The organism is Mycobacterium paraffinicum, assembly GCF_001907675.1.
GTDB classification, from domain to species: Bacteria; Actinomycetota; Actinomycetes; order Mycobacteriales; family Mycobacteriaceae; genus Mycobacterium; species Mycobacterium paraffinicum_A.
Genome location: NZ_MPNT01000030.1, coordinates 40490 through 52546 on the forward strand (window position 1 = coordinate 40490; position 12057 = coordinate 52546).

15 protein-coding genes are annotated in these 12057 nt (G+C 67.8%); 9 read left to right on the forward strand and 6 right to left on the reverse strand.

The genetic code is table 11. The annotated features are described in order from the left end of the window. Nucleotides 1–14 precede the first annotated feature (14 nt). Together BRW65_RS24275 and BRW65_RS24280 are read right to left on the reverse strand one after the other, a co-directional pair. A complete protein-coding gene (locus tag BRW65_RS24275) occupies nucleotides 15–1397 on the reverse strand; it encodes an acyl-CoA dehydrogenase family protein (protein ID WP_073878944.1) in 1383 nt (460 codons plus the stop codon). 89 nt (nucleotides 1398–1486) lie between these two features. Next, nucleotides 1487–1903, reverse strand: a complete 417-nt coding sequence (locus tag BRW65_RS24280; RefSeq protein ID WP_073878946.1) for a WhiB family transcriptional regulator — start codon at nucleotides 1901–1903, stop codon at nucleotides 1487–1489. 143 nt (nucleotides 1904–2046) lie between these two features. On the opposite strand from BRW65_RS24280, the gene BRW65_RS24285 reads away from it, so the two are divergent. From BRW65_RS24285 to BRW65_RS24310, 6 genes are all read left to right on the forward strand, one after another. Then, on the forward strand, nucleotides 2047–2814 hold the full coding sequence (locus BRW65_RS24285) for a helix-turn-helix domain-containing protein (protein WP_073878948.1): 768 nt from the start codon (nucleotides 2047–2049) through the stop codon (nucleotides 2812–2814). Next, the gene (locus BRW65_RS24290) at nucleotides 2811–3629 is read left to right on the forward strand and encodes a C40 family peptidase (protein WP_073878950.1); all 819 of its coding nucleotides are present in this window, start codon (nucleotides 2811–2813) and stop codon (nucleotides 3627–3629) included. Before BRW65_RS24285 ends, BRW65_RS24290 begins: the two co-directional genes overlap by 4 nt. 16 nt (nucleotides 3630–3645) lie before the next feature. After that, entirely contained in the window at nucleotides 3646–4008 is a 363-nt protein-coding gene (locus BRW65_RS24295) for a DUF4226 domain-containing protein (protein WP_073878952.1), read from the forward strand. 136 nt (nucleotides 4009–4144) lie between these two features. Further along, nucleotides 4145–5509: a DUF4226 domain-containing protein gene (locus tag BRW65_RS24300; RefSeq protein WP_073878954.1), complete on the forward strand. Its 1365-nt coding sequence runs from the start codon at nucleotides 4145–4147 to the stop codon at nucleotides 5507–5509. 51 nt (nucleotides 5510–5560) lie between these two features. After that, on the forward strand, nucleotides 5561–5878 hold the full coding sequence (locus tag BRW65_RS24305; protein ID WP_073878956.1) for an ESX-1 secretion-associated protein: 318 nt from the start codon (nucleotides 5561–5563) through the stop codon (nucleotides 5876–5878). Then, complete coding sequence (locus BRW65_RS24310; RefSeq protein WP_067279683.1) at nucleotides 5875–6186, forward strand: DUF2694 family protein; 312 nt, start codon at nucleotides 5875–5877, stop codon at nucleotides 6184–6186. The genes BRW65_RS24305 and BRW65_RS24310 overlap by 4 nt, the downstream gene beginning before the upstream one ends. 7 nt (nucleotides 6187–6193) lie before the next feature. Here BRW65_RS24310 and BRW65_RS31865 read toward each other — a convergent pair whose 3' ends face one another. After that, nucleotides 6194–6337 carry a hypothetical protein gene (locus BRW65_RS31865; RefSeq protein ID WP_167374087.1) on the reverse strand — a complete coding sequence of 48 codons (144 nt, stop codon included), beginning with the start codon at nucleotides 6335–6337 and terminating at the stop codon, nucleotides 6194–6196. 82 nt (nucleotides 6338–6419) lie between these two features. Here BRW65_RS31865 and BRW65_RS31870 point away from each other — a divergent pair, with 82 nt between their 5' ends. Continuing rightward, nucleotides 6420–8369 carry a DUF5631 domain-containing protein gene (locus BRW65_RS31870; RefSeq protein ID WP_244168187.1) on the forward strand — a complete coding sequence of 650 codons (1950 nt, stop codon included), beginning with the start codon at nucleotides 6420–6422 and terminating at the stop codon, nucleotides 8367–8369. Between the two features lie 70 nt (nucleotides 8370–8439). Then, nucleotides 8440–8760, forward strand: coding sequence for a DUF2710 family protein (locus BRW65_RS24320; protein ID WP_432206451.1), 321 nt, complete (start codon nucleotides 8440–8442; stop codon nucleotides 8758–8760). Between the two features lie 71 nt (nucleotides 8761–8831). Here the strand turns inward: BRW65_RS24320 and BRW65_RS24325 are convergent, their stop codons facing one another. Both BRW65_RS24325 and BRW65_RS24330 read right to left on the reverse strand, forming a co-directional pair. Further along, nucleotides 8832–9605 (reverse strand): TIGR03084 family metal-binding protein, encoded by a 774-nt coding sequence (locus BRW65_RS24325; protein WP_073878958.1) that lies wholly within the window; start codon nucleotides 9603–9605, stop codon nucleotides 8832–8834. Next, the gene (locus tag BRW65_RS24330; protein ID WP_073879007.1) at nucleotides 9605–10924 is read right to left on the reverse strand and encodes an MFS transporter; all 1320 of its coding nucleotides are present in this window, start codon (nucleotides 10922–10924) and stop codon (nucleotides 9605–9607) included. Before BRW65_RS24330 ends, BRW65_RS24325 begins: the two co-directional genes overlap by 1 nt. 141 nt (nucleotides 10925–11065) lie before the next feature. Between BRW65_RS24330 and BRW65_RS24335 the strand changes: the two genes are divergently transcribed. Next, a complete protein-coding gene (locus tag BRW65_RS24335; RefSeq protein ID WP_067280019.1) occupies nucleotides 11066–11671 on the forward strand; it encodes a YqgE/AlgH family protein in 606 nt (201 codons plus the stop codon). 36 nt (nucleotides 11672–11707) lie between these two features. On the opposite strand, the gene BRW65_RS24340 is transcribed toward BRW65_RS24335, so the two are convergent. Further along, nucleotides 11708–12049 (reverse strand): hypothetical protein, encoded by a 342-nt coding sequence (locus BRW65_RS24340; RefSeq protein WP_073878960.1) that lies wholly within the window; start codon nucleotides 12047–12049, stop codon nucleotides 11708–11710. Between the last annotated feature and the right edge of the window lie 8 nt (nucleotides 12050–12057).

Here is a 12057-nt window from a genome sequence, read left to right on the forward strand (position 1 = left end):
CGTACCCAGATTCGCTACTTACGCGGCGGTCGGAGCACCTTCATGGCCAGGCGCATGACGGGCTCGGGCACCCGGTCCTGCATGGACAGGGCGGTGTCGGCGGCGCGGGAGCGCAGCGGGGTGCCGCGACCAAAGACGCGGTTGAGTGGCCCGCCAGACGGTTCGAGAACCACGTGCAGCGGCGGCGTGCCGACCGCGGCCCCCAGCGCGTTGGCGATGACCATTCGCTGGATCTCGCTGGTGCCCTCAAAGATGGTGTACAGCTTGGCATCTCGATACCACTTTTCCACCGGATGATCGGTGATGTAGCCCCAGCCGCCCATCGTCTGAATGGCGCGTTCGGTGGCCTTGACTGCCACCTCGCTGGCGGCCATTTTCGACATCGACCCTTCCCCGCGTTCGAAGGGCACGTTGTTGGCGGCCATCCACGACGCTCGCCAGGTCAGCAACCGCGCCGCGTCGATCTGGGTGGCCAGCTCCGCCAGCGGGAAGGCGATGCCCTGGTTGTCGATGATCGGCGCGCCGAATGCCTCGCGCTCGGTGGCGTACGCCGTCGCGTATTCCAGCGCCGCGCGTGCGATGCCGATAGCCTGCGCGGCGACCATGGGCCGGGTCTGTTCGAAGGTGCCCAGTGTGGCCGAACCCGACCGCTTTCCGCCCGCCACCACTTCGCGCGCCTTAGCGAGTTTGTGCTCCAGCTTCTCTTCTCCGCCAAGCAGATTGGCACCGGGAACGCGGACGCCCTCGAACAGCAACTCGGCGGTATGGGACGCGCGGCAGCCCAGTTTGTCCAACTTGCGGACCAGCTTGAGCCCCGGCGTGCCACCGGGGACCACGAAAAGCGCCTGACCGCGATGCCCGAGTTCCTCGTCGACGACGGCGTTGACCACGTGCACATTGGCGATTCCGCCGTTGCCGATCCACATTTTGTGGCCGTCGATAATCCAGTCGTCACCGTCGCGGCGCGCGCGGGTGCGCAGATTCCGTACGTCGCTGCCACCTTCGGGCTCCGAGATCGCCAGCGCTGCCAGCTTGAGATCGCCCGGAGTTCCGAAACATTCGGGCGCCCACTCCAACATCTGTTCCGGGGATGCGGCCTGCCCGATCGCCGAGAGGGCCAACGCCGGCATCACGATTGCCAGCCCGATCCCGGCGCAGCCCCAGAACAGCTCCTCCATGAACATCGGCAACGACAGGCCCGTCGGGTCGCCGATCAGATCGCGGTAAAACAGCGGGCTGTAGAAGCCGCGCTGCGCCGCCTCCTCCAAGACCGGCCACGGGAACTCTTGCCGTTGGTCGTAGTGGAGCGCCACGGGGCGGATCACATCTTCGGCGAACTCGTGGGCCCGCCGGGCCAGGTCGTGCTGCGCTGCCGTCGGGGTCAGGTCGAACGTCATGGATCCCGCCTTTGGGTCGACAGACTCGGTCGTGCCGAAGCTCTACCCCGTTGGCTACGCCAGCAAACGGCCCCTGAGCAGGACGGAACTCACGCGGCCGAGCGAGGCCCAACCTTTGCGAGGGGCAGGTGCAGCACCACGGCGGCCACCGCAACCGACTCGTGCTCGTGATTGGCGAGCAAGGCCGCATTCTCCGGCAGCTGGCGGGAGTTGATCTCTCCGGACGCGATGCGCCGCAGGACATCGTGGGCCTGAGCCAACTGTTCACGCTTGCGGTACTGGCCCCCGGGGAGTTTGACGCCGGCCCAGACTCCGTACTCCTCGCGGTGCGCGATGGCGTGTTGAGCGCACCGCCGCTGCTGCGCCAACGGGCAGCGGCGCAGGCACTGGATGCGCGCCTCGACGGCCGACCGCTCATACGCGCGGGCCTTCGCCGCGCCGTCGCCACCATCATCGTCGGGATAGCCGAACCACAGTTCCGGGTTGGCAGCGCAGGGATGTCCCATGTCGGTCTCCTTGTCGAGCGTGAAACGTAGGCAAAAGCGTATACAGAGACATGGGTGCCGCGCAAGAGAAACGAGACAAAAACGTATATACATAGCGATACGGTATCGGCTGTGTAGTATCCGGCCTATGGCCGGAGCGCGCGGTGAGCCGTGAATCGGCCGGCGCGGCCATCCGCGCTTTGCGAGAGTCACGTGACTGGTCCCTAGCCGACCTTGCCGCCGCGACCGGTGTCAGCATCATGGGGCTGAGCTTCATGGAGCGCGGTGCCCGCAAGCCGCACAAAAGTACAGTTCAGAAGGTTGAGAACGGGCTGGGCTTGCCGCCGGGTACCTATTCTCGGCTGCTGGTGGCGGCCGATCCGGACGCGGAACTGGCCCGCGTGATGGCCGCCCAGCCTCCCGCTGCCGTCCCCGCCAGGCGTAGCGGGCCCGTGGTCGTGGACCGGCACAGCGACGCCGAAGTGCTGGAAGGATATGCCGAAGCTCAGCTCGAGGCCCTCAAATCCGTCATCGATCGATTGCCTGCGACAACATCAAACGAATATGAGACGTATATTCTGTCTGTGATCGCTCAGTGCGTGAAGGCAGAGATGCTGGCGGCCGGCTCCTGGCGGGTCGCGGTGAATGCCGGCGCAGACTCCACGGGCCGGCTGATGGAACATCTCCAAGCCCTCGAGGCGACGCGGACCGCCCTGCTGAAACGGATGCCGACCAGCCTGAGCGCCCGGTTCGACCGGGCGTGCGCAGAGTCGGCTTTGCCCGAGGCCATCATCGCCACGTTGGTCGGTGTCGACGTCGACGAGATGTGGGACATCCGCAATCGGGGGGTTATCCCGCCGGGGGCGCTCCCCCGCGTGCGCGCCTTCGTTGACGCCGTCGAGTCGGGCGAACACGGCAAGGAGGTGCAGTGAACCAAAGCGAAGTCGAGCTGCTCAGCCGCGCTCATGACATGTTCGCCGGCGGCACGCGGCGGCCGCCGCTCGATCCGGGCACCGCGCACCACCACGCCGTGCTGCGGCGTGCGGCCGGGCTGAACGACGGATTGGCTCGCGGCGGCTACCGACTTGCCGCGGAGCACAGCCGGCAACGTCTCGCGGCAGCCGCGGGCACGGACGCAGCCATGGCGGACGTCATCGCCGGCGCCGATCGGGACCGGGCTCAGGCTCGCGAGCTGACCAGAAACGTCCTCGACGAAGCCCGCGCCGAGCCGGCCGTCGTTCCGGCGACGCCGATGGCCCAGCGCGAAGCGATGCGCCGCCGCGCGGCACGACTGCGGGCGCAGCATGCCCACGTGGTGTCGGCCCGGCTTCGGGCCCGCCGACGCCTCGCCGAACTGCGGGCCCTGCGCTACCAACTGTGGCGCCGCCGCGCCGCTGGAGCGGGTCCGACCGGGCGCGCCGCCATCGCGGTGCGCGCCGCGCTGTCGCGTCTGGGCCGTCCTTACGTGTGGGGCGCGACGGGGCCAGACCAGTTCGATTGTTCTGGGCTGGTCCAGTGGAGCTATGCGCAGGCGGGAATTCACTTGGACCGCACCACTTATCAGCAGATCAACGATGGGATACCGGTGCCGCGCTCACAGATCCGGCCCGGTGACCTTGTCTTCCCGCACGCCGGACACGTCCAGCTGGCCATCGGCAACAATTTGGTAGTCGAAGCGCCCTACTCGGGCGCCTCGGTGCGGATCAGCCCGCTGGGTCCCAACGTCGCTATTCGCCGACCGCTATGACGAACAGGGTGAGCCGATGACGGAAAAAGGCGGACCTTCGGTAGCCGCGATACAGGCGCGGCAGTCGGCGCTCGCCGACCAGCACGGCACGGTGGCCGACGCCGACCGGGTGTTGGCGGACGTCCTCTCCAGCGCGCATGCCGCTATGCGCGAGGGTGCCCGGCGACTGGATGCCATCGCCGAGCAGCTCAACCACGCCACCGCGCACCAGGCGAACCTCGCCGTCGATACGCCGATGGGCGCTCGCGAGTTTCACCGCTTCCTGCTGGACAAACAGCGCGAGATCGCCTCCGTCATCGAGGGTGCGCGCGAACTCAGCCGAGCGAAAAAGGCTGTGCTGGAATCACTTCGGGTGCAGTACACCGCTGACAGTGGCTAAAAAGGCACAGTCGCAATGCCGTCCACAACCCCACGGCACGGTGAATTGTCGAGGATGCCACACCTGGGTACGGTCGTCGAGCATGGAGAGGTCGCAACGCATCCCGCACGGAATTGCGACGGCGGTCGCCTAGCTGATGTCGGCGCACGAGGAGCTTTTTGCCGCGGTGAAAGATGTCCGGGATCGCACCGGTGATCCGAACGCGTGGCAGGCGGGCCTGTCGCCCAACGAGCTGGCCGCCGTGATCACCCCGACGACACGGCCCGAACAACTCCAGGCGATCACGGACAAGATCCGCCAACAACTTGCGGCTCCACCCGATCGGGAGAGGGGCGAGGCGGCGGAAGCCATCGCGCACGCCGAAGCTGCCCTCGCCCACCAGAATTCGGCGAGCTCTCAGCTGGATATGCAAGTGATCACGGCTATCCTCAACGCCCATCTCAATGCGGTCGAAGGCAGCCAAGCGCTGACCAGGTTGCAACAAGACACCGAAGCCGCGGTACGAGCGCGATCGGACCTCGACACCCCCGCCGGAGCCCGCGACTTCCAGCGCTTCCTGATCGGCAAGCTCCGGGACATTCGCGCGGTGGTCCTCAACGCGCGCCTGGACGACACGTCGAAGTCGGCGCTGATGGCCGCGTGGACATCGCTGTACGACGCATCCAAGAGTCCCGACGAGCGCGCCGCGGCCCGCGCGGTCGGCACCGATGCGGAAACCACGGCGCCGACGGAGGACTCGGACTGGGATCCACTGCTGGATTCGTTGTTGGCCGATGACCCGGGTCTGGCGACGGATGACCTATCGGGCGCGGGAACGCCGGAGGCCGCGACCGCTCCGGCCGCGCCTATGGCTCCCGTGCTGCCGCCGATGCCCAGCCTCGCCCCGGGGCTACCGAGTCTCGGTGCGACACCGAGTGGGTTGCCACTTCCCGGACTGGGCGACGAGGACCGAACGGATCCGGAGCTGCGAGGCCTCGACGAGGAAGGCCCGCTGGACCCCTCCGAGCACCCCGATCCCAAGACCGAACCTTCGGCGGAGGAGTCGGGCGACCAAAACGATGACGGTCGGGGTGCGGCCCCGGCCGAGGATGAATCGCCGCCGACCGGCCCCACCACGGTGACCCTGCCCGACGGCGAGACGGTGACCGCCGCCAGCCCCCAATTGGCAGCAGCGATCAAAGCCGCGGTCGGCGGGGTTGCCATACCAGATGCATTCCAACAGCAAGGAATAACGATTCCGCCGCCGGGCTCCGCGGTCACCAGCCCGATCGATCCGGCGCAGATAAGCCCGGCGGATATCGGAATCTTCGTCGATCGCCATGCGCTTGCCCTCGGTCCAGGTAAGGCGCTTCTCGACGGCCAAATTCAGGACATCGCCACCGTGACCGGGCCAAGCTTTCTAGGCTGGGAGCATCCGCCGGCGTCGGCCGCAGCCGTGACCTCGCCGACGAGACCCGATACACCGACACCCACGCGGCCGGCGACCTCGTCGACCACCTGACAATTGTGATCCCGCCGGTCTGGGCCGGCGGCCGGGAACAGGAGACAGCGGATGGCAGATTCGATCCATGTGGTACCCGCGCACTTGCGTCAAGCCGCTGCGCGCCACCAGGAGACCTCCGACTACCTGAGGACGATTCCTTCGTCGCACGAGGCGATCCAGGAAAGCCTAGATTCGCTCGGGCCGGTCTTCGGAGAACTGCGCGACGCCGGACGGGAACTGCTCGAGCTCAGGCGCCAGTGCTACGAGCAACAGGCCGCGGACCACGCCGACCTGGCGGACAAGCTGACGGCATCGGCGACGATGTGGGAACGGCACGAGCAGGATGCGGCGCGCAACCTCGGCAGCATCGCTGACCGCGGTCGATGACGGACGCGAATCCCGCTTTTGACACCGTTCATCCGAGTGGGCACATCCTCGTCCGCTCCTGCCGCGGCGGCTACATGCACAGCGTGGCGCTGAGCGAAGAGGCGATGGAGACCGACGCCGAGACGCTGGCACGAGGCATTCTGCTCACCGCCGACGTCTCATGCCTCAAGGCATTGCTGGAGATTCGCGACGAGATCGTGGCGGCCGGACACACCCCCTCGGCTGAGGTTCCGACCCCGCGAGACCTCGACGCGGCGATCGAGAAGCTACTGGCACACAAACTGCGACGCCGCAACAGGGCGATCTAGCCGACCGCTATAGCAGCCACGTCTTGGCCGCCTCGGGATCTGGAGCGATGTCGGTGGGCGGCTCTACGGGGTTGGGGCCGAACAACTCTCGCGCGCGGGCGAGTAAAGCACGCACTTCGTCGAGTTGCTGCTGCAGTGCAGATTCAGCCATGTCCCCACGCTACCCAGGCCGTCAGGCCTGCACAATTCACTCGCCGAATAAGCCATTCATCAGATACCGGTACGCTTAACCGGTGGCGATCTTCGGTCGGATGACGGCGCGTCAGCGCCTCCGGAGAGCTACCCGGGAATCACTGGCGATGCCGGCTTTCAGCTCTCCCATCGATTGCACCCCGTGGGTGATCGGTGGGCTTTGGCCTACCGAGCTGTCGACGACGACCGTCGAAAATGCCGCGCTCGCAGAGTATCTCAAAGCCGACCTGCAGCGAATCGCCGACGGCGCGAACGAGCAGCTGAAAATGATCAAGCGTGCCGGCTTGGCTGACTTGCCCCGCCAGGCGGAAGAAGCCCGCGTCATCGATGAGGCGCGTGGCCGCGCCGTGCGGCGAGTCGAGTCGACGATGCGCCAGCTGCACGCGGCAAAGAGCGGGGTGAGCGCCGGATATCCACGCCGGCAGCTGGCCGAACCGCCGTCACCGGACATGGAGCAGACCCGAATCATTCCTGCGGTTAGTGGCGCCAGGCCTTCCGAAGCGCCCACCAGGACGGCGCGTAAGCCGCGCTGGCGAGTCGACAGGCCGCCTCCAGCCGTGCCGCACCCCGATGCGCTCGAGCGCGGGCGGCAACATGAAACGCCTGCACGAGAGATCGCTGCAGAGGTGGCCACCGCCCCCGAACCGCCGGACACGGAGGCGACACACGTCATCCCGAGCGTGACGGGCATGGAGCATGTCATCGAAGCGCCAGCCGAGGGCGTCGAGCCCGATCGGCAGTCCGCCCCCGAGGATCCCCCGCAGGTGGAGGCGCTGGAGCCGGCACCGGACCAGGCCGCGCCGGAGTGGACGCCGGACGCCGACGCCGCGGTGACCGCGATCGAGGAGACGCAGATCATCCCCGCGATCACCGAAGTCGAGCCAGTCGCCCATGAGCCGGTCGAGCGCGCGCCCGCAGCGGACTGGGAGCTTCCACCCCTCCTCGACGACCCGGGCCGCCACCAGTTCGACGAGGACGAAGCGGAGCCCGGTTCGACGGAGGAGACGCAGGCCCTTCCCGCGTTGACGGAGGTCGGGCCGGTTGTAGACCAGCCTGCCGGGGCGGCGTCGGCGGCGGATTGGGAGCCTGTGGGCAATGGTCGCCACCACGTCGATCTGGAAGTCCCGGAACGGGCATCGGACGAGGTCCGGCCAGCCCGGGAGCCGGAACCCGCCGCGGCGGCGACTTCGATCGAGGAGACGCAGGTCATTCCCGCGATCACCGAGCCCGAACCGGTCGCCGACGACACGATGGACAGTGGCCGCCACCATGTTGTCGTGGACGAGCCCGTGGCCGCGCACGATGAACCGCAGCCCCCTCGGGGAGTTCCCGGCCGACCTCCCGAAAAGGACGTAATCACAACGGGTTTCGACTTGGACCGGCTGAATCGCTTCCTCGAGTTCGTGGTCCGCCAGGAGCCGCGGCTGAATTGGGCGGTCGGCGACCTTCCGGACGGCACGACCGTGTTGGTGACGGATTTGGCCCACGGCTGGATACCGGCGGGTATCAACCTTCCGGCCGGTGTGCGGTTGCTGGAACCCGAGCGCCGGACCGGCAGGATCGCCACGTTGATCGGCGACGCGGCGCGCGTGGTGACCTACGCTCCCGGTGATTCGCTGCACCGCTCGGCTGACTTCGCCACGACAAAGTCGTCGGTCGAGCCGCGGGAGCTGCCCCCGATCGAGGGCCTGGGCGAAGTGCTGAGCCAGACCACGCGCCGGTTCGACGGACTCCCCCGCATTGTGCAAAGGCTGGCGGACGCCGCTGCCACGGAAGCCGTCATCATCGACCAGGAGGTCGACGTGCTGCGGGTGCACCTTGATACGGCGCGCTACCAGCTGTTGGTCCAATACCCGTCCGTGAACCCGACCCTCCTACTCAAGTGTCTGTTGATGGCCGCAACCGAAGGCATCGCCAGCGGGGACTCGATTTCGGCGAACTATCACCTCGCCTGGTACCAGAAACTCGCCGCCCAAACGCCCGCCGCATAGCGCCGCCGCGAGGTGCTTTGGCAACCTGCGAGTTTGAATTGACGCTGGTTGGAGGGGTCGACATACTGTGATCGTGTCGGATTCGGGCGGTCGCGCGAATCTCAGCGACAAGGACCTCGTCGAATCAGTTCTTCGTGAATTGAGCGAGGCGGCCGATAAGTGGGAAGCCCTCGTAGCCCAGGCTGAGGCCGTCACCTACAGCGTCGATCTCGGGGATATCCATGCGGTGGCCAATTCTGACGGCCGGCTGCTCAAGCTGACTCTGCACCCCGGCGTGATGACCGGATATGCGCACGGGGAGCTGGCCGACCGGCTGAACCTCGCGATCTCGGCGCTACGCGAAGAGGCCGAGGCCGAGAACCGGGCGAATTACGGCGGGCCGCTCCACTAATCGCGCGCAGGCGCGCTTATCGACCGGCGCGTGGTGGGAGGGGCGCCGGCTCTCTTCGCGCGCACGCGCGCTCATCGACCGGCGCCGGGCGGGCCCGCGAAGGCTTGTGCGATTTCCAGCCAACGCTGCGCATCGGGCCCATCCGCGGTGATGTCGAGGGCGCTGAGCGGGCGCCGCTGCGTGACCAAGTAGCAGAAGTCTTCGGCAGAACCGGTGACTCGCTGCGTCGCGTCCGGCGATCCCCAGGCCCAGGTGTCGCCACCGGGTCCGCGCAGCTCGACCAGGAAAGGCTCGGCGGGGGCGGGAAGGTTGTTGACGGAGAAGGCGTAGTCGCGGGTGCGCACTCCCAGGTGAGCGATCGACCGCAGCCGATCGGTGGCGGCCCGCTTGATCCCCAGCGCATCGGCGACATCCAGCCCGTGAGCCCACGTCTCCATCAGCCGCGCGGTAGCCATCGAGGCCGCGCTCATCGGCGGCCCGAACCAGGGAAGTTTGCGTCCCGCGGGCACCATCAGCAGCTCGGCATGCAGCCGTCCGCGGGTGGCCCGCCAGTCGGCGAGTATTTCGGCCGGCGCTAGAGCGGCCAATTCCTCGGCGCCCGCGTCGACGAAGCCCGCCGGGTCGGCGGCCGCGGCCTTCAGCGCCTCGACGAAGCCCGCCTCGTCGGTGACCGAGGTCAGTGCGACGCGGTCGGTCCACAACAGGTGGCCGATCTGGTGGGCGATGGACCATCCGGGCGCGGGCGTCGGGTCGGCCCAGCGGTCGGCCGGCAGCGGCGCGACCAGGGCATCAAGGTCGTCGCTCTCGGCGCGAAGGTCAGCCACGATCGATTCGGGACCCGCCATCATTGCCTCGGCTCGTCGGTCGGCCTCGCTGGGGAATGATTATTCGCCGGGTCGCCGCGTCGGCCCAGAAAACTGTGCATGGCCAGTCCGGCCAGGTAGAGCCCCGAGCCGATCAAGGCGAATGCGGGCGCGTGGCCGTCGGCGGGGATCAGCGTCGCGGCCACCGTGATGGAGGCGATGAACGCGACCCAGAACAGCGCGTCCTGCACCGCGAACACGTGCCCGCGCAGGGCGTCATCGACGTCCATCTGCATCGCGGAGTCGGCGCACAGCTTCACCATCTGCCCGGTCACTCCGAGAAAGAAGCCGCACACCGCCATCACCGGCAGCAGCAATCCCGCTCCCGCGACCTCGATGACCGCCGACGCCGCCAGCGCACCGTTCACCGTCGCGTAGCGCCCCCAGCGCCGGACCGCCGGCGGAGTCAGCACGTTGGACAGGAACGCCCCGAGGCCGGCGGCACCGAAAAACACCAGCGCGGCACCCAATCCCCCGCCCTGCGGGTCTCTCATGTGGTGGACAAGCAGCAAGACCAGCAGCGAATTGATGCCGATCACCATGCGGTGGGCGGCCAAGCCAGACAGGGTGGCGGCAACCGTGGGCCGCTGCGCCACCGTGCGCGCGCCGTGCAACCAGCCAGTGACCACGGCGTAGAAAACCGGTCCGTGGATTGCCCTTTTGGTGTCGTCCGGCCCCAGCACGCGGGATCCGAACTGCAATGTCAGCAGCAATGCGGCGGCGACGGGGACGCCGGTGAGAAAGATGATCGCCGAGGCGCCTTTGTCCCCGGCTCCGAACACGAACCGGGGCACGAGCATGAAGTTGGCGCCGATGAACGCGGCGATGGCTCCGGACGCGTTGGCCACGGCGTTCATCGTCACGACCTGTTCGCGGGGCACGACGTGCGGCAAGGACGCCGACAACCCGGAGCCGACGAACCGGGCCAGGCCGTTGGCGAACAGCGCGCCCAACAGCAGCGGCAGGTCGCCGGCTCTGACCGCCAGGATTGTGCCGATCGCCGCGATCAGGATGAGACGGGCGGCGTTGGCACCGACGATAACCAGCCGCCGGTCCCAACGGTCCATCAACGCGCCGGCGAAAGGGCCCAATAGCGAGTAAGGCAGGAACAGCACGGTGAACGCGCGCGCGATGGCCATCGGATCGGCGGCGCGGTCCGGATTGAACAACAATGCCCCGGCCAGACCCGCCTGGAACAGCCCGTCACCGAACTGACTGGCCATGCGCACCTGCAGCAGCCGCCAGAAGTCCGGCAAACTGCGCACCGACCGCCAGATTTCGACGGGTGCGCTTGAGTGCATCCGGGATTGGATCACAAAACCGACTTCCACGATTGGGCCTAGCAAGCTCGTCACTGCCGAGCCGATTTACCAACAGTACAAATATTCGCGTCCCGCGCTTGATTCCCCCGGCCGGCAAGTGCTGGATGCGATGATGGTGGGGTGCCGCCGCCCGAGGATCCAGAAGACTATGTCGCGCCGGCCGCGCAGCGGGTGCGGGCTGGGACATTGCTGCTTGCCAACACCGATCTTTTCGAGCCGACGTTCCGGCGCAGTGTCATCTACATCGTCGAGCACAACGACGGCGGCACCCTGGGAGTCGTGCTCAACCGCGCCAGCGAAACGGCTGTGTACAACGTGCTGCCGCAGTGGACCAAATTGGCGGCCAAGCCGAAGACGATGTTCATCGGCGGCCCGGTGAAGCGTGACGCGGCCCTCTGCCTGGCGACACTGCGGGTTGGCGCCGATCCCCAGGGCGTGGCCGGTCTGCGGCACGTGGCCGGCCGGGTGGTGATGGTCGACCTCGACGCCGACCCCGACACCATCGCTCCCGTGGTGGAGGGGGTGCGAATCTTCGCCGGCTACTCCGGCTGGACCATCGGTCAGCTGGAAGGCGAGATCGAACGCGACGACTGGATTGTCTTGTCGGCCTTGCCATCTGACGTTCTCGTCGGGGCGAGGTCCGACCTGTGGGGGCAGGTGCTGCGACGCCAGCCGCTGCCCCTGTCATTGCTTGCGACCCATCCGATCGACCTCAGCCGCAACTAACGCCCCTCCCCCACGCCGGGGGCTCACCCCGCTCGCTCAGTGGCAGGACTGCGTGCAGCCGGAGCAGGCACCGGTGCAGGCCGGCGTCGCCGCTTCCTGCTGCAGCACGAAACGCGCGCTCTGCCACGACCCCGCGGCGACCGTTCCGAAGGCGCCGGCGACGCAGACGATCAACACCACCAGGGCGGTGTGCGGCGGGGCTGCCAGCGCCACCACCCCACCGGCCGCCAACATGATCGCGGCCGCCAGTTGGGCTGGGGCCACCGACCGCAGCGCCAACGCGGTGGGAGCGACATTCTGGCCGCGCGCCAGCGACCACGTTCCGAACCCGGCCGAAGCCACCGCCGCGCACACGCACAGCACCCCCGCAATCAGCATGGCCTCAC